Origin of the sequence: Hyphomonas sp. (assembly GCF_041398385.1) — a bacterium.
Classification (GTDB): Bacteria; Pseudomonadota; Alphaproteobacteria; order Caulobacterales; family Hyphomonadaceae; genus Hyphomonas.
In genome coordinates this window covers 762,546-778,922 of the sequence record NZ_JAWKUW010000001.1, presented here as the reverse complement: position 1 = coordinate 778,922, position 16,377 = coordinate 762,546, and the positions used below count along the sequence as shown (strand labels likewise).

Genomic DNA, 16,377 nt, shown 5'->3' with positions numbered 1-16,377 from the left:
ATGCTTTGCGAATCCCTTTGCAAACCGTTAGCGTCCCCGGCCATGGCTGATACCGCAACCGCTCCCGATTCTGCAAAGGCGTCCCAGCCGACGCCGTTTATGGCGCAATATTTGTCCATCAAGGCCCAGCAGCCGGATGCACTGCTTTTCTTCCGTATGGGGGATTTCTACGAGCTGTTTTTCGACGATGCAGTGGCGGCGGCCCGCATTCTCGACATTACACTGACCTCGCGCGGAGAACATGACGGCCAGCCTATCCCCATGGCTGGCGTGCCCTATCACGCCGCTGAAGGCTATCTTGCCCGGCTGATCAAGTCCGGTGCCCGGGTCGCGGTATGCGAGCAGACCGAAAGCCCGGCCGAAGCAAAGAAGCGCGGCTCAAAAGCCATTGTAAACCGGGAGATCGTGCGGATCGTCACGCCCGGCACCTTGACCGAGGAGGCGCTGCTGCCGGCCCGGCAGGGACAGGCGCTGGCCGCCATCGCCATCGGGGGAGGGGGCGCGGAAGGGGCGATCGCGGTGTGCGATGTATCCACCGGCCGGTTCGAGGCCGCCGCGCTGGACCCGGCGGCGCTTGCCGATGCGCTGCTGGCCTGGCCGCTGTCGGAATTGCTGGTGGCAGATGCCGATGCCGGAAAGCCGGTGATCTCGGCGGCCTGCGAAGCCTCGCCCGCACCGGTGACCTGGCGCCCGGCCCGTGCCGCGACCCACAAGACCGGCGAAGCCCTGCTGAAGGACGCCTTCGGTGTTGCCGCAATAGATGCCTTAGGTGACTTCACGCGCACTGAACTTGCCGCCATCGGCCTGTTGCTCGACTATGTGAAACTGACCCAGGCGGGCGGCGAGATCCGGCTGGACCAGCCGCGCCGTCCGGATCCGACCGGGCATCTCTCCATCGATCCCGCGACCCGTGCGAGCCTCGAAATCGACCGCGCGATGAATGGTGGACGGGAGGGCTCGCTGCTCGGAACGATCGACCGGACGGTGACGGCGCCGGGGGCGCGCCTGCTCGCCGCGCGGCTCGCCCGGCCATCGCTGAACGAGGCGGAGATCGAGGCGCGGCTCGATGCGGCGTCGTGGTTTGCGTCGGAGCCGCCGGCGCTGGAAGACGTGCGAGCGTGCCTGAAGAAAGCGCCGGACCTTGAGCGGGCGCGAACGCGGCTCAATCTCGGGCGCGGGGGCCCAAGAGACTTGTTATCCGTCGCCGAAGCGCTTGAGGCGGCGAGCGAGGCGGCCGGCATATTGTCCCGTGCGGTGTCGCTGCCGGCGCGCCTCGCGGATGCGGCGGCGCAGCTGGACCTGGCGCGCCAGCCGGACCTCGACGGCCTGTCGGCGGACATTTCGCGGGCGATCGCCGAAAGCCCGCCGGTGCTCGCGCGCGATGGCGGCTTTGTCGCGCCGGGTTGGGACACTGCGCTCGACGAGGTGCGGGCGCTGCGCGACGACAGCCGCAAGATCATCGCCGGGATGCAGGCGCGTTACGCCAGTGACACCGGCATTTCGGCGCTGAAGGTCAAGTTCAACAATGTCCTCGGCTATTTCGTGGACGTGCCGGCCAAGCATGGCGAGACGCTGATGGCGCCACCCTGGTCGGAGACTTTCATCCACCGCCAGACACTGGCCGGGAACACCCGTTTCTCGACACGCGAACTCGCCGATCTTGCCGGGCGTATCTCGCGGGCCGAGGAAGAGGCGAAAGCACGCGAGCTGGCGATCTTCGATGATTTCGCCGCGCGGGTTTCGGCGGCGAGCAGGGCGCTCTCCGCCAGCGCCGATGCGATTGCCAGCCTCGATGTTGCGGCAGCGACCGCGGCATGGGCGGCCGAGTGCGATGCCGTCCGTCCACGGATCGAATCGGAACCGGTGTTCGAGGCGGAAGGCCTGCGCCATCCGGTCGTGGAAGCGGCGCTGAAGAAGGAGGGGCAGGGCTTCACCGCAAATGCGCTGACGCTCGATGCGGGCGGCGAGACGGCGCCGCGCCTGTTGCTTGTGACGGGCCCGAACATGGCAGGCAAGTCGACCTATCTGCGGCAGGCGGCACTGGCGGTGATCCTCGCGCAGGCGGGCCTGTTCGTTCCGGCACGGAACATCCGGCTTGGCCTCGCAGACCGGGTGTTCTCGCGCGTCGGGGCGTCGGACGACCTTGCGCGCGGGCGCTCGACCTTCATGGTGGAGATGGTGGAGACCGCGGCGATCCTGACGCAGGCGAGCCCACGCAGCTTTGTCATCCTCGATGAAGTCGGTCGCGGGACGTCGACCTGGGACGGGCTCGCCATTGCCTGGGCGGCGGTTGAGCACCTGCATTCCACGAATGCCTGCCGCGCGCTCTTCGCCACGCATTATCATGAGTTGACGACGCTGGCGGAAGACCTGTCCGGCGCGGCCAATGCCTCGCTCAGGGCGCGGGAGTGGAAGAACGACCTTGTCTTCCTGCACGAGGTTCAGCCGGGCCCGGCCGACCGGTCTTACGGCGTGCAGGTGGCGAAGCTCGCGGGCCTTCCCAAGAAGGCCGTCGCGCGTGCGGCGCAGATCCTCAAACGGCTCGAAACCGATCCGTCCTCGGCGGAATCGTTGCCCTTGTTTGCGGCTGTACCGCTGCCGGACGAGGCGCCCCCCCAGGGACTCCCCGATCCGGCAGCAGATGCTGTCAGGTCACTGCTGGACGCGGTAGACCCCGACAGCCTGACCCCAAGAGAAGCGCTCGATCTCGTCTACCGGATGAAGGATCTGGCCAAGGATTCCGAATAACATCAGTTCGCCCTGTCGAGTGCTTCAAGGATGTGGATCGCCGCCTTCAGGTCGATGGCATCGTGAATCTGGTCGATCAGGCGTTTGCCGTCCCGGCGGAGATCCTGCACCTGCAGGCGCCGCTCGGCGTCCGGTGACACCGGCATGTCGATTTCGAACGGCTCGTAGAAATAGTCGATCGGTTTTCGCAGGGCGATGGCGACGTCGCGCAGGCGGCCGGCCGACAGGCGGCTGTGCCCGGCTTCATATTTCTGGATCTGCTGGAAGGTCACTCCCAGCAGCGTGGCCAGCGCATCCTGCGTAAGGCCCAGTTCGCGGCGCGCCTGGCGCACCTGAAGGCCGACGAAACGGTCCGCTTCGGTCGGCTTGCGAGCATCATGCCCGTTATTCTGGTTTGTGTTCGGCATGTCAGTCCATCCCGGTTCCGATCCAAGATGGACAGGGACATGCAAGTCAGGGGCCAAAAATCAACTTTAACGTGTTGTTAACCAGAAGATTCGCCAAGTATTTCTACTAAAGATAGCAATATGCCGCGCGTAAGATCCTTCAGGATGACGCCCGATCGAAAAAATATTCAATTATTTCAATTATTTGGGCCTATTTCGGCTCTACGCGGATGATCTCGTCATCCGGATCGACCGGAGCGTCATCAAGGTCGATCCCGAAATCGCTCTCCGGCACGTCGCCGAAATCCGCGGTCGCCAGCTGGCCGGACCCGATCAGGCGGACGTCTTCATTCGAACCGCCGAGATTGAGGTTGAGTGTGCCACCTGTGGACTCTGAGTCCGACAGGGAGGACGGCATGGAGAGATTGAGCGTTCCGCCCGCATCCGCGGACTCGACCGTCATCGCATCGGCTGCCTCGGCAGCGGGCTTCGACTTCGACTCCGAACAGGCAACGCCCGCAATGGCAAGCGACGCAACGGCGAAAACGGTCATCAATTTCATGTTCATGCCCCGGATCATGTGCCTGCACTCAGCGCTGTGCAAGCTTCTCCTGCACAGAGTCCCAGAAAATGGCAGGGATATCAATGCCGCTGAGACGCTTGATTGCCTGAACGCCTGTGGGTGACGTGACATTGATCTCGGTGAGGCGCCCGCCGATCACGTCGATGCCGGCCAGCACGAGGCCGCGGCGCCGGAGTTCCGGGCCGATCGTCTCGCAGACAAGCCTGTCGGCGTCGCTGAGTTCGGTCTTCTCCGCCGTGCCGCCGACGACCAGGTTGGAGCGCACCTGCCCGGACTGAGGGCGCCGGTTGAGGGCGCCGACAGGCTTGCCGTCGACCAGCATGATTCGCTTATCGCCCTCGCTGACGGCGGGGAGGAAGGCCTGCACCATGACCGGCTCACGCGATTTCGAGAAGAACAGCTCCAGCAGGGAGTCGAGATTGGAATCGTCGGGCTTCAGGCGGAACACGCCCGCCCCGCCATGGCCGTAGAGCGGCTTGACGATGATGTCCTTGTGCGTTTCGCGGAAAGCGGCGATGGCGCGGGGATCGCGGCTGACGAGGGTCGGCGGCATCAGGTCGGCGAACAGGAGCGGCAGGATCTTTTCCGGGCTGGAGCGCACGCCGGCCGGATCGTTGAGAACCAGCGTCTCTTCGCTGACCAGTTCCAGCAGGTGGCAGGCGGTGATGTAGGACAGGTCGAAAGGGGGATCCTGGCGCATCAGGATGACATCGACATCTTTCGCAAGGTCCAGCGTGACCGCTTCACCGAAAATGCCAGGCGTGCCTTTGACGCGCTGAACCTTGGCCGGGCGGACGCGGGCGGTAACCCGGCGGCCCTCGAGGCTCATATCCTTCGGCTCGTAGACGAAGATCTCCATGCCGCGCGCCTGCGCCGTTTCGGCGAGCGCAAAGCTCGTATCGCCGTCGATATTGACGTTTTCAAGCGGATCCATCTGGATCGCGACGCGCAGGCTCATTCAGGCGCTCCCCGTTCTGGGAGCGCGTCGGGGCGCGTCCCGTCAGTAATTCACGCCCAGAAGTTCGGCGTTTGCGTCCGTCCCATATGAGGTATCGGGGCCGTTTTGATAAGAGGCCTCGTCGCCGGCGGGCGCAGGTGCCGCCTGTTGCGGGCCATGCGGCTCACGGATGCGGACATAGGACACGACCTGTTTGACGCCGCGGACATAGCTTGCTTCCTCGGCGGCATGTTTCAGCTCGTCGGGGCTGCGCGCGATGCCCATGAGATAAACGACGCCATCATAGGTCTCGACATTGTAGTTCACGCTCTTGACGGTCTTGGAGCCGATGAGGCGGGCGCGCACGCGGCCGGAAATGATCTCGTCGGAGACATTGGCGAGGAAGCCGCCGGGCGGCTCGATCCGGATTTCGTTGGCGACGTCCTTGGTGCGGGACGAACTCCAGGCGAAGCCCTCCGCTTTCACGCGGTCTTCCGGCGTGTTGACCCGGCCGGACAGGAGGACGAGGCCGTTTGCGACCTCCACATCCACCTCGCCGAATTTTTCGGCATCGTCGGACAGCAGCTTGCCCTTGATCTCGGCGCTCGCGGTGGTGTCGTCGAGCGCTTCGCCCCAGGTCTTGTCCTGGACCGCAGTCACGCCCACGGCGCCGGCCGCTCCGACAGCAGCGACGGCGCAGCCTGAAAGGGGAAGGAGGGCGGCAAGCAGAAGGGCGGGCAGGCGCAGGGTCATCGGCGGTACTCCGGAACAGAAACGGGCAGGATCGCCTGTTTCGTATCCCGAGGATAGGGCAAAATTCTGGCAAAACATGCCGGAAAGGCCGCTCCGGCTGCTGCAGGCGCTGCGCGAGACAGTCCTGATGGTTTCTTCTGGTTGTAGGGGGGCTGACGTGGTATTATGGGCAAATCATCAAAAGAAGGAACTGAACCCCTGACTTCCAGTGCTCCGCGGCCCCAGCCCGCCAAGCAGGCCAGTATTGAAGACATCCGATCCCTGGCCGAAGCGCTCGCCAAGGCCCTTGAGGATGACAAGGCCGAAGACCTCCTTTTCATCGATCTCGAAGGCAAGTCCTCGCTCGCTGATTTCATGATCATTGCGTCCGGCCGCTCCGGTCGACACGTTGCGTCGCTTGCCGATCATCTCGCCCAGGAAGTGAAGAAGCTGACCGGTCGCCCGGCCAGCGTCGAAGGCATGCCGAATGCCGACTGGGTGCTGATCGATACCGGGGACGTGATTGTTCACCTGTTCCGGCCTGAAGTGCGCGAATTCTACAATCTGGAAAAGATCTGGGCGCCGAATGCCGTGCGCGTCCCGTCGCAAGCCAGCCAGGCCTGAATGCGCCTCATCTTCCTGGTGGTCGGAAAGCTGAAATCCGGCCCCGAACGCGATCTTGTCGATGAATATGTGAAGCGGGCCCGGCCCGTGGCGCGCAGCCTCGGATTCCGGGGCATCGAGGAGGTCGAGGTTGCAGGCGGCGGCGGGCTCGACGCCGAAGCCGCCCGGATTCTCGAAAAAATCCCGGCAGGCGCGCGCATTCTGCGCCTTGATGAGTTCGGCCCGGCGATGGGGTCAGAGCCGTTTGCGCAGAAGCTCGCCCAATGGCGCGACCAGGGCACGCCCGACCTTGTGTTCCTGATCGGCGGGGCGGAGGGCTATGGCGAGGCGGTGAAACAGGCCGCGCCGGACACGCTGGCCTTCGGGCCGCAGACCTGGCCGCACCGCTTTGTGCGCGTCATGCTGGCCGAACAGGTCTACCGGGCGGTCTCTATCCTCGCCGGCACGCCTTATCACAAGGCGTGAACGCTGCGTTCACCCGGCATAGAGCGAAGGCTGGGGCGCGAAGGCGAGGACGAAGAGCAGGGCCGCAATCGCTCCAAGCGTCGCAAGCGACATCCAGCGGGAGATAGCGGGGGCGGTGTGCATGGCGGAGTCCTTCCGGCCTGTGTTGCGTGTTTCCTGTATGAACACTCTCCAAACGGAATGGGTTGCGTCGGGGGCGCGATCGGGGCGATTTGGAGGCAGACCCTTACAGTTTGTTGATCCTGCACCAGACCCGGCCTAGACGTGTGGGTCATAGCCATTGGTTCGGGAGGCCTGTGTGGCCGGTTTGCGCGATTTCCTGAAAGTCTATTGGCCGCTGATCGCGGTCGCCCTGATCGGCCTGATCGTGGCGTTCATGTTCATGGACCCGGCGCCGCCGAAGAAGATCCGCTTCGCCTCCGGAGCTCCGGGCGGGGCCTATCATGCCTATGCCGAGCGCTATCAGCGCCTGCTGGCGGACGAGGGCGTCGAAGTGGTGCTGCTCGACACGGCCGGGTCGGTCGAGAATTTGCGCCTGCTGGCCGATGGAGAGGCCGATGTCGGCCTGATCCAGGGCGGGCTGGCGACCGACCGGGATCGTGAGCTGTTGCAATCCCTCGGCGGCCTGTTTCCGGAACCGCTCTGGGTGTTCGTGCGCGCCGACAGCCCGGTGCAGGCTTTTGAAGACCTGCGCACGGTGCGGTTCGCGATTGGCGGGCAGGGGTCGGGCACGCGCACGCTGACGCTGGAATTGCAGGGTGAGTTCGGCGGAAGCTGGCCGGCGAGCGCGCAGATGACGCCGTCAGGTACGGCTGCCGCCGATGCGCTTCTGGCGGGCGAGGTCGATGCGGCCGCGTTCGCTGCTTCGCTCGAAGCGCCTTATGTCGAAAAACTGTTGCGGTCCGCGGATGTGCGCCTGATCCCGTTCCCGCGCGCCGCGGCGCTCGCCCGGCGGCAGAAGGCACTGTCGGCGGTGACGCTGCTGCGCGGCGTGGTGGACATCGGCAAGGATATTCCGTCTGCGGATGTGCCGCTGGTCGCCCCGGTCGCACAACTGGTGGTGAGCAAGGATCTGCACCCGGCGATCCAGGCGCTGCTGATCGATTCCGCCGTTGCGATCCATGGCGACGGCTCGCTGATTTCCGAGGCCGGCAGCTGGCCCGACCCGGACGCGACGGACCTGCCGCTGACCAGCCAGGCGCGGCGCTTTTACCAGAACGGGCCGAGCTTCCTGCGCCGTTATTTCTCGTTCGGCTGGGCGAATTTCCTCGACCGGGCCTGGGTGCTGGCGATCCCGCTTCTGACACTTCTGTTCCCGCTGGTACGGGCGGCGCCGCCGATCTATCGCTGGCGCGTGCGGCGCAAGATCTATGTCTGGTACAAGGACATCCGCGAATTGGAACAGCGCGGCCGCTCCAAGCCGACGGCCGAGGAGCGCAAGGAGATCCTCGCGGAACTCGAAGACCTTCAGGAGGAGATCGGGACGGTCGAGGTGCCGTTGTCGTATACGGACGACCTTTACCGCCTGCGCAGTCATGTCGAATTCGTCAAGCAGCTGGTGATGAACACCAAAGCCCCGGTCAATGCGCCCGCCGTGGGCGTCTGACTTCACCAGGTTTCGCACCAGGGACGCAGGTCCAGCTCGTGCGTCCAGGCAGAGCGGTGCTGCCTGTGCAGCCAGACATAATTCTTGGCGATCTCGTCGGGCACCAGCAGGCCGTCGCGCGCGCGGCGGTCGTCCGCATCCGGAAACATCTCGCGGATGAAAGCTGAATCGATCGCCCCGTCGATCACGACATGGGCGACATGGATGCCCTTTGGCCCGAGTTCCCGTGCCATGGACTGGGCGAGGGCGCGCAGGGCATGTTTCGCCCCGGCAAAGGCGGCAAAGCCTGACCCGCCGCGCACAGCGGCTGTCGCGCCGGTGAAGATGATTGTGCCCCGCCCGCGCGGGCTCATCACGCGCGCCGCTTCCCGCCCCATGAGGAAGCCGGCATAGGCGGCCATTTCCCACACCTTGCGATAGACCTGTTCGGTCATCTCGGTGATCGGGAAGCGGACATTGGCGCCGATATTGAAGACGCAGGCCTCCAGCGGGCCGACCTCTTTCTCGATCGTGTCGAAGAGGGCGACGGTTTCCGCCTCGTCCCGGGCATCGACCCCGAAGGCGCGGGCCTTGTGGCCTTCCGCTTCGATGGCAGCCGCGAGGGCCTGAAGCTCATCCAGGTGCCGTGCCCGCCGCGTGATGCAGGCGGTCAGCCCCTCGCGCGCGAAGGCCCGCGCAATCGCGCCGCCCGTTGCATCGCCCGCTCCTACGATCAGTGCCGCGCCCGGTTTATTGGCCATTGTTGCCGCTCCCTTCATCTTTCCATGCAATGCTCAAACAGGTGGGTGAGTTTGTAAAGGGAACTTACTTTGTCGGACGGACTGAACATCGCGATTGCCGGGGCCGGGATCGGCGGCCTTGCGGCGGCAGCGTTCCTTGCGCGGCAGGGACACGCGGTCACGGTGTATGACCAGTTCGAAGCGCCGGGGCCGGTCGGCTCGGGCCTGATCCTGCAGGAAACGGGGCTCTGCGTGCTGTCGGAGCTGGGCCTGCGCCCGGCGGCCGAAATGCTGGGGGTCGACATTCACCGGCTCTGGGGCGTGGCGGCGGGAACCGGGCGGACCGTTCTGGATGTGCGCTATGAAGCGCTGCGGCCGGGCCTCAAGGGCGTTGCCATCCTGAGGCCGGTCCTGTTTGCCCTTGTGTATGAGGCGGCCCTGACGGCGGGGGCGACGATTGTGCCGGGAACGCGGATCCTCAATGCCGGGGCATCGCAGGGCATGCTGACGACCGGGGAAGGGAAGGTGCTCGGCCCGTTCGACCTCGTGGTCGATGCGCTCGGTGTGCGCTCGCCGCTGTCGAACCTGCCGCGCCACAAGCTGCCCTACCGCGCGCTCTGGGCGACGCTGCCGCTGCCGGAGGATGGCGCTTTCAGGCCGGATGCGCTGGAACAGCGCTACGAAGGCGCGCGCAAGATGGCGGGCGTCATGCCGTCTGGCCGGGCAACGCCCGAGGGGCCTCAGACGGTCACTTATTTCTGGTCGATCCGCGCCGGAGACTACACTGCATGGAAGGCCCTGCCGCTTGAGGACTGGAAAGCGCAGGCGCTCGCGCTCTGGCCGGAGACCGAAAGCCTGCTCGCACTGGTCACCTCGCATGATGATCTGACATTTGCGCGCTATGCCCATCGCACGCACTGGCCCGCGGTGCAGGACCGGCTGGTGCATATCGGAGATGCCTGGCATTCGACCAGCCCTCAGCTGGGGCAGGGGGCGAACATGGCCTTGCTTGACGCCTGGGCCCTGTCGCGCGCCGTCGCACAGACCGGTGACATGCATGACCGGTTGCGCAGCTTTGTCCGGATGCGCGCGCTGCATGTGCGCCTGTTCCAGACGATGAGCTGGATGTTCACGCCGGTCTACCAGTCGGACTCTCGTGTGCTGCCCTGGCTGCGCGACAGGGCGGCCGCACCGCTCAGCCGGGTCTGGCCGGCGCCGAAACTGCTGGCGGCGATGGTGTCCGGGGCGGTGGGGTCGCCGCTGCAAAAGCTCGGCCTGAAGCCCGCGCGCTAGCGCTGGCAGTCGGGGCAGTAGAAGGTGGAGCGGCCGGACTGGACGAGGCGCCGGATCGTGGTGCCGCAGGCCGGGCAGGCCTCGCCCTCCCGGTCATAGACGGCGAAGCGGTGCTGGAAATAGCCGAGTTCCCCGCTGGCGCTGGCAAAGTCCGAGATGGAGGAGCCGCCGGCCTCGATGGCTTCGGCGATCACCTCATTGATGACCGGGGCGAGGCGTGCGGCGCGCTTGCCGGGGATGCTGGCGGAGAGGCGTTTCGGCGAGATCTTCGCGCGCCAGAGGGCCTCGCAGACATAGATGTTGCCGAGGCCCGCGATGACCGACTGGTCGAGCAGCGCCGCCTTGATCGGCGCCTTCTTGCCTTTCAGGGTCTCGTCCAGATAGGCGGCGGAAAAGCGATTGCTCAGGGGCTCCGGCCCCATCGCGATTAACCTTGGATATGCCTCGAACGACTGCGCCGGCCAGAGTTCCATGAAGCCGAACCGGCGCGGATCGTTATAGGTGATGGTGTGGCCGTCATCGGTGGTCAGCACGACATGGTCATGCACCCGGTCGGTGCCGGTCTGGTGATGGAACGCGGCAAGCTGCCCGCCGCTCACGGTAAACCGGCCCGTCATGCCGAGGTGCATCACCAGCACTTCACCGGACGAGAGCTCCGCGGCGAGGAATTTGGCCCGCCGCCCGAGCCGGATCACGGTCTGGCCCTTCAGCCGCTTGGCAAAGTTCTCGGGGAAGGGGAAGCGCAGGTCCGGCCGGTTCTGTTTCACCGAAACGATCCGCCGGCCCTCCAGCACTGGCGCGAGGCCGCGGCGAACTGTCTCGACTTCAGGCAATTCAGGCATGGTTATCGCATATGGCCTATATGGATCGGGCTAACTATGGTGGCGCGCATGTCTGCAGAGCCTGGAACAGAACGCAAGGTCTCCTTCGGTTTCGAAGAGGTGACGGAAGCCGAGAAGGTCGCGCGCGTGAAGGGCGTGTTCCGATCGGTCGCTTCGCGCTACGATCTGATGAACGATCTCATGTCAGCCGGCGTGCACCGCCTGTGGAAGCATGACGCGATGAACCGCGTGAACCCGCAGCCGGGGGAGCGCCACCTGGACGTGGCCGGCGGCACGGGCGAGCTCGCGCGCGCCTTCCTGGAACTGGCTGACAAGGCCGGCAAGCGGCGCGGCGTGGACAAGCCCGCGACGGCCATCGTCTCCGACATCAACGATGCGATGCTGGAGGCCGGCAAGGCGCGGCCCGATAATGCGAAATGGGCGGGCCGCCTCGATTGGGTGTGCGCCGACGGGCAGAACCTGCCATGGGCGGACAAGAGCTTCGATGCGGTGACGGTGTCGTTCGGCATCCGCAATTTCGCCGACCGGGTCGCGGGGCTCAGGGAATTCCGTCGCGTGCTGAAGCCGGGCGGCCGGCTGGCGGTGCTGGAATTCAGTCACATGACCGTGCCGGCGCTGCAGCAGGCCTATGACACCTATTCCTTCAACGTGATTCCGAAGCTCGGCAGCCTCGTGGCGGGCGATAAGGACAGCTACCAGTATCTGGTCGAATCCATCCGCAAGTTTCCCGACCAGGAGACTTTCCGGAAGGAGATCGAGGGCGCGGGCTTTTCCAATGTGTCGGTGACCAATTATTCCGGCGGCATTGCTGCGCTGCATTTCGGCTGGGCTGTGTAGGGATGGGCATGATCGGGGATTACCGGCGCCTGATGCGCGCGGGCGTGGCGCTGGCGCGGCATGACGTCATCCTGCCGTCGGATTACCAGTCGCGCCTGCCGATCCCGGCGCGGATTGCGGGTCGCGTGCTGCGCCTCTTCGGCGGTGGAGCGAGGGGACGGCCCGGCCAGCGGCTGGCGCGCGCGCTGGAGGGCCTTGGGCCCGCCTATATCAAGCTCGGCCAGTTCCTGGCGACGCGGCCGGACGTGTTCGGCTCCGAAGTCACGTCCGACCTTGACCGCCTGAAAGACAAGCTACCGCCCTTCTCGATGAAGGCGGCGCGCGCGGCGCTGGCGGCGGAGTTTGGCGCGGCTGAAGCAGACCGTCTGTTCCCGGACCTTTCGGAGCCGGTTGCGGCAGCTTCGCTGGCGCAGGTGCACCGGCTCGACCTGCCGGATGGCCCGCGCGCGGTGAAGATCCTGCGCCCGAAGATCGAGGAGCAGCTGACAAAGGAACTTTCCGCGATGAAGCGCGCGGCGCGCACCATCGAAGGGGTCTCCGCAGAGAGCCGCCGCCTGAAGCCCGTCGCCTTCACCGAGACCATCGCCACCGCCATGATGCGCGAGACCGATCTTCGCCTTGAAGCCGGCGGGGCCGACGAGATGCGCGCGCTGAGCGAGAAGAACGGCTATTTCCAGGTTCCGAAAGTGGACTGGGACCGGACCGGGCGCCGTGTGCTGACGACCGGCTGGGTCGCGGGCACGCCGCTGACCGACCCGAAGGCCCTGGACCAGCCCGGCATCGACCGCAAGGCGCTGGCGAACGATATCACCCGCGGCTTCCTCACCAATGCCATCGAGCATGGCGTCTTCCATGCCGACATGCATGAAGGCAACCTGATCCTGACGCCGGAGGGAAAGATTGGCCTCGTCGATTTCGGCATCATTGGCCGCATCGGCATGACCGAGCGGCGGTTTCTCGCGGAAATTCTCTGGGGCTTCCTGAAGCGCGACTATGTGCGCGTCGCGGAGGTTCACTTCGAGGCGGGCTATGTGCCGTCGACACAGTCGGTGGGGGATTTCGCACAGGCGCTGCGCACGATTGGCGAGCCGATCCATGGCAAGCCGGCCGAGGACGTCTCGATGGGCCGGGTGCTGTTGCAGCTGTTCGACTACACGCACACATTCGGCATGTCGCTGCGCCCGGAGCTGGTCCTGTTGCAGAAGACGATGGTGCAGGTGGAAGGCGTCGCGCGGGCGATCGACCCGGCGCACAATATCTGGAACGCCTCGGAACCCGTCGTCGAAGGCTGGATCAGAAAGAGCTTCGGCCCGCAGGGGGCGGCGAAGCTGGTTGCGGACAATGTCCGTGAAGTGACGAACCGGCTGAAGCGGCTGCCGGAAGTCATGGACCGGTTCGAAGCCTTCATGGAGCATGAGACGGCAGACATCCCGCCGCCACTGAAGGAACGTTTTGCGCCCTGGTGGGGCTGGTTCGGGCTCGTCGCGGTACTGGCCGGTCTGGCAGTATGGGCCTTCAAATAGGAGGGGCTCTCACGCCTCACGCAGGCGGCTGCCAGTGCGGCCGCGTGCGCTACGAAATGGACGTTCTGGAACAGTCCCATGTCTGTCATTGCCGCATGTGCCAGAAGGCGACCGGGGGCTTGTTTGCTGCGCTGGTCGGCGCGAAGAAGGACCAGATCCGCTGGACGGCGGCTCCGCCGGAGGAATTCTGGAGTTCCAATTTGGCCAAGCGCGCTTTCTGTAGTGCCTGCGGCACTCCGCTCGGCTTCACCTGCGACCTGCCCGATGCAAGGCAGTATGTGACCATCGGCAGCCTCGACCATCCTGAAGACGCCCCCATCAGCCACCAGTACGGCCTGGAATCGAAGATCCCCTTTGTCGAATTCTGCGAGAGCATTCCGGGTGAGCGGACGGGGGCGAGACCGAGGCAGTGTCCGACTTCCTCGCGAACATGACGTCCCGCCAGACGTGAACGCTACTGTAAGGGGTAGGGGGTTATGGAGGCGGCCTGTTTGCATTAGGCTGGCCCAGCCCTGAAGAAAGGACCGCCCATGAAGGCCCTCCTTGCCGCGTGTCTCGCCGCCGGTGCGCTCGGTGCAGCGCCCGCTGCGCTGGCGCAGACGGTCGAGTATTCGCAGCGCCCGGAAGTTGACAATGGCTGGTATCCGGACCGCGATGCCGAAGCCGCCGAACCCGAAGACGATGGTGACGCCAACTGGTATCCGCAGCGCCCCGAAGGTGAAGCGAGCTGGTATCCCGCCCGCAAGAGCGCGCCTGCACCGGTTGTAGCCCCGGTTGTGGCGCCGGTTGTGGAACCCGTCCCAAAACCCGAGCCGCCGGCGCCCGCACCCATCCCCGTATCGTCTCCAGCACCGGCACCGGCACCCGCACCTGCGCCGGTTCCCGCGCCAATGCCCGTGTCCGTGCCGGCGATGGCCCCGCCGCCAGCCGAGCCGATTTCCACGTCTTCGGCCGCCGTCGCGGCTGCGGCGGTAGCGGCTGCCAATGCGCCGGCCGAGGCCAGGCCGCTGCCGGCCGGCATCGGGATCCCTGACCCCGCGCCAAAGCCTGTGTCAGTTCCGGCAGCTGCGGCGCCAGTCAGCCGCTCTGCGCCCCAGCCCGTGCCAGCGCCTGCGCCAAAACCGCAGCCGGCCCCAGCGCCTGTGCCCGTTGCGGCTCCCGCGCCGCAACCGCGCCCGGCGCCCGTCCCGGTTTCTGTCTCTGTCCCTGCCGCGCGCCCTTTGCCTCAGCCAGCTCCGCCGCCGGAAGCCGCGCCTGTTCCGGCGCCCCGGCCCGTGACGAAACCTGTTCTCCAGCCCGCCCCGGCACCGATTGCCGGGCCGCTCCGCAAGACCCAGGCTTCGCCGGAGCCGGTGCGTCTTCCGCGCGCGCCTGCGCCGCAATCCTCGCCGCAGGCCGTGCCGCGCCTCTCGGGTGCGCCTGCCATGCGGTACGAAACCAGCCCGACGAAAGTGGTGAAGCTGGCGCCGATCACAGCTGCCCCGGCGGCGGCACAGGCCTCCGGCGTGCGGGTGATCCGGTCGGGCGAGGCAAGCGTCGAGCGTTCGCGCGTTGCGCCGCCTGCGGCCGCACCGCTGCCGGCCGCGCCATCGCAGCAGATGAAGGTGGTGCGCGTCGGCCCCGGCCCCAACACGACGGCCACGAGATATGGCACCGAAGTCGTCGTGGAGCCGGATGCCTTCCGCCCGAAGCCGAAGACGATCCGCGTCAATCCTTAACGGTAACGCTGTTTTCACGCGGTTTTCATGGGGGCATGGCAAGGATTCTGCTGTAAGGAAGGGCTCAGACAGCCTTAACGGGACAGATGAGCGACAAACGCATCCTCCTGATCATTGGCGGCGGAATCGCTGCCTATAAGAGCCTTGAGCTGATCCGCGAGCTCGGGCGGCGTGGCGTTGGCAGCCGCTGCATCCTGACGGATGGCGGGTCACACTTCGTTACTCCGCTTTCGGTTTCGGCGCTCTCAGGCGAAAAAGTGTTTACCGATCTCTTCGATCTCGATGACGAGGCGGAGATGGGTCATATCCAGCTTTCGCGATCTGCGGACCTGATTGTCGTCTGCCCGGCGACGGCAGATTTGATGGCCAAGGCCGTGCATGGCCATGCGAATGACCTCGCCTCCACCACGCTGCTTGCGACGGACAAACCGGTGTTGATGGTGCCCGCGATGAATGTGCGCATGTGGCAGCACGCAGCGACCCGGCGCAACGTCGCCCAACTGCGCGCCGATGGCGTGACGGTCATGGAACCCGACGAGGGCGCCATGGCCTGTGGCGAGTTTGGCCCCGGCCGCCTGCCCGAAGTGCCGGCGATTGTCGCGGAAATCGAACGGGCCCTCGCGGGGGAGGGCAGCGGCGCGCTGGCAGGCGTGCATTGCCTCGTCACGGCCGGGCCGACGCGCGAGCCGCTCGACCCGGTGCGCTTTCTGTCGAACCATTCTTCCGGCAAGCAGGGCTACGCCATTGCCGGTGCGCTGGCGGGGCTTGGCGCGCGGGTGACGCTGGTTTCTGGGCCGGTGGCTATTGCGCCGCCGCTAGGTGTGGAGCTGGTGAAGGTCGAAACCGCGCGGCAGATGCTGAAGGCGGTGGAGGATGCTCTGCCGGCTGATGTTTTCGTGTCGGTTGCCGCTGTCGCGGACTGGCGCCCGGCCCGGGCGGCCACGAAAAAGCTGAAAATCAAGGGCGCCGGCAGTTCGGCGCCTGCGATGGAACTCGCCGAGAACCCCGATATTCTCAGGACCGTCTCGAACAAGCGCAAGAACCGCCCGGCGCTGGTGATCGGCTTTGCGGCTGAAACCAATGATGTCGAGGAACACGCTGAAGCGAAGCTGAAGCGCAAGGGATGCGACTGGATCGTCGCCAATGACGTCTCCGGCGACGTGATGGGCGGAGCGGAGAACGAAGTGGCGCTTGTGACGCGGGCTGGCACCGAACGCTGGCCGCGCATGGACAAGGGTGAGGTCGCCCGGCGGCTTGCGAAGAAAATCGCCGACACGCTGCCCGGCCTCGACGGCGATCTCAGCCTAGCAGCGGAATAAACCCATTGCATGACCGGCAAAGAAATGGGGCGGCGTCATCCCACG

Annotated in this window: 16 protein-coding genes; 10 read left to right on the top strand and 6 right to left on the bottom strand. The window is 65.8% G+C overall.

Features of this window, described 5'->3' with window-relative positions:
- Positions 1 to 42: 42 nt before the first annotated feature.
- Positions 43 to 2,748 carry a DNA mismatch repair protein MutS gene (gene mutS / locus R3C13_RS03830; RefSeq protein ID WP_371309468.1) on the top strand — a complete coding sequence of 902 codons (2,706 nt, stop codon included), beginning with the start codon at positions 43 to 45 and terminating at the stop codon, positions 2,746 to 2,748.
- Positions 2,749 to 2,750: 2 nt separating this feature from the next.
- Here the strand turns inward: mutS and R3C13_RS03825 are convergent, their stop codons facing one another.
- The 4 genes from R3C13_RS03825 to R3C13_RS03810 all read right to left on the bottom strand — a co-directional run bounded on the left by R3C13_RS03825 (position 2,751) and on the right by R3C13_RS03810 (position 5,407).
- Positions 2,751 to 3,155: a helix-turn-helix domain-containing protein gene (locus R3C13_RS03825; protein ID WP_371309467.1), complete on the bottom strand. Its 405-nt coding sequence runs from the start codon at positions 3,153 to 3,155 to the stop codon at positions 2,751 to 2,753.
- A 190-nt stretch (positions 3,156 to 3,345) separates the two neighbouring features.
- Complete coding sequence (locus tag R3C13_RS03820) at positions 3,346 to 3,696, bottom strand: hypothetical protein (RefSeq protein WP_371309466.1); 351 nt, start codon at positions 3,694 to 3,696, stop codon at positions 3,346 to 3,348.
- Between the two features lie 28 nt (positions 3,697 to 3,724).
- A complete protein-coding gene (gshB, locus tag R3C13_RS03815; protein WP_371309465.1) occupies positions 3,725 to 4,675 on the bottom strand; it encodes a glutathione synthase in 951 nt (316 codons plus the stop codon).
- A 42-nt stretch (positions 4,676 to 4,717) separates the two neighbouring features.
- Positions 4,718 to 5,407: a BON domain-containing protein gene (locus R3C13_RS03810; RefSeq protein WP_371309464.1), complete on the bottom strand. Its 690-nt coding sequence runs from the start codon at positions 5,405 to 5,407 to the stop codon at positions 4,718 to 4,720.
- A 165-nt stretch (positions 5,408 to 5,572) separates the two neighbouring features.
- Here R3C13_RS03810 and rsfS point away from each other — a divergent pair, with 165 nt between their 5' ends.
- The 3 genes from rsfS (at position 5,573) to R3C13_RS03795 (ending at position 8,081) form a co-directional block, all read left to right on the top strand.
- Positions 5,573 to 6,010, top strand: coding sequence for a ribosome silencing factor (gene rsfS, locus R3C13_RS03805; protein ID WP_371309463.1), 438 nt, complete (start codon positions 5,573 to 5,575; stop codon positions 6,008 to 6,010).
- A complete protein-coding gene (locus R3C13_RS03800) occupies positions 6,011 to 6,475 on the top strand; it encodes a 23S rRNA (pseudouridine(1915)-N(3))-methyltransferase RlmH (protein ID WP_371309462.1) in 465 nt (154 codons plus the stop codon).
- A 298-nt stretch (positions 6,476 to 6,773) separates the two neighbouring features.
- The gene (locus R3C13_RS03795; protein WP_371309461.1) at positions 6,774 to 8,081 is read left to right on the top strand and encodes a TAXI family TRAP transporter solute-binding subunit; all 1,308 of its coding nucleotides are present in this window, start codon (positions 6,774 to 6,776) and stop codon (positions 8,079 to 8,081) included.
- 2 nt (positions 8,082 to 8,083) lie between these two features.
- Here the strand turns inward: R3C13_RS03795 and R3C13_RS03790 are convergent, their stop codons facing one another.
- Positions 8,084 to 8,821 carry an SDR family oxidoreductase gene (locus R3C13_RS03790; RefSeq protein ID WP_371309460.1) on the bottom strand — a complete coding sequence of 246 codons (738 nt, stop codon included), beginning with the start codon at positions 8,819 to 8,821 and terminating at the stop codon, positions 8,084 to 8,086.
- A gap of 69 nt (positions 8,822 to 8,890) precedes the next feature.
- Here R3C13_RS03790 and R3C13_RS03785 point away from each other — a divergent pair, with 69 nt between their 5' ends.
- Positions 8,891 to 10,093 (top strand): FAD-dependent oxidoreductase, encoded by a 1,203-nt coding sequence (locus R3C13_RS03785; protein WP_371309459.1) that lies wholly within the window; start codon positions 8,891 to 8,893, stop codon positions 10,091 to 10,093.
- On the opposite strand, the gene mutM is transcribed toward R3C13_RS03785, so the two are convergent.
- Positions 10,090 to 10,935, bottom strand: coding sequence for a bifunctional DNA-formamidopyrimidine glycosylase/DNA-(apurinic or apyrimidinic site) lyase (gene mutM / locus R3C13_RS03780; RefSeq protein ID WP_371309458.1), 846 nt, complete (start codon positions 10,933 to 10,935; stop codon positions 10,090 to 10,092). The two genes, R3C13_RS03785 and mutM, sit on opposite strands and share 4 nt — an antisense overlap.
- Positions 10,936 to 10,983: 48 nt before the next feature.
- On the opposite strand from mutM, the gene R3C13_RS03775 reads away from it, so the two are divergent.
- The 5 genes from R3C13_RS03775 (at position 10,984) to coaBC (ending at position 16,332) form a co-directional block, all read left to right on the top strand.
- Positions 10,984 to 11,772: a class I SAM-dependent methyltransferase gene (locus R3C13_RS03775; protein ID WP_371309457.1), complete on the top strand. Its 789-nt coding sequence runs from the start codon at positions 10,984 to 10,986 to the stop codon at positions 11,770 to 11,772.
- Positions 11,773 to 11,780: 8 nt separating this feature from the next.
- Positions 11,781 to 13,295 (top strand): AarF/UbiB family protein, encoded by a 1,515-nt coding sequence (locus R3C13_RS03770; RefSeq protein ID WP_371309456.1) that lies wholly within the window; start codon positions 11,781 to 11,783, stop codon positions 13,293 to 13,295.
- Positions 13,296 to 13,339: 44 nt separating this feature from the next.
- Entirely contained in the window at positions 13,340 to 13,729 is a 390-nt protein-coding gene (locus R3C13_RS03765) for a GFA family protein (protein ID WP_371309455.1), read from the top strand.
- 96 nt (positions 13,730 to 13,825) lie between these two features.
- Positions 13,826 to 15,013, top strand: coding sequence for a hypothetical protein (locus tag R3C13_RS03760; RefSeq protein ID WP_371309454.1), 1,188 nt, complete (start codon positions 13,826 to 13,828; stop codon positions 15,011 to 15,013).
- Positions 15,014 to 15,099: 86 nt separating this feature from the next.
- A complete protein-coding gene (gene coaBC, locus R3C13_RS03755; RefSeq protein WP_371309453.1) occupies positions 15,100 to 16,332 on the top strand; it encodes a bifunctional phosphopantothenoylcysteine decarboxylase/phosphopantothenate--cysteine ligase CoaBC in 1,233 nt (410 codons plus the stop codon).
- Positions 16,333 to 16,377: the final 45 nt, after the last annotated feature.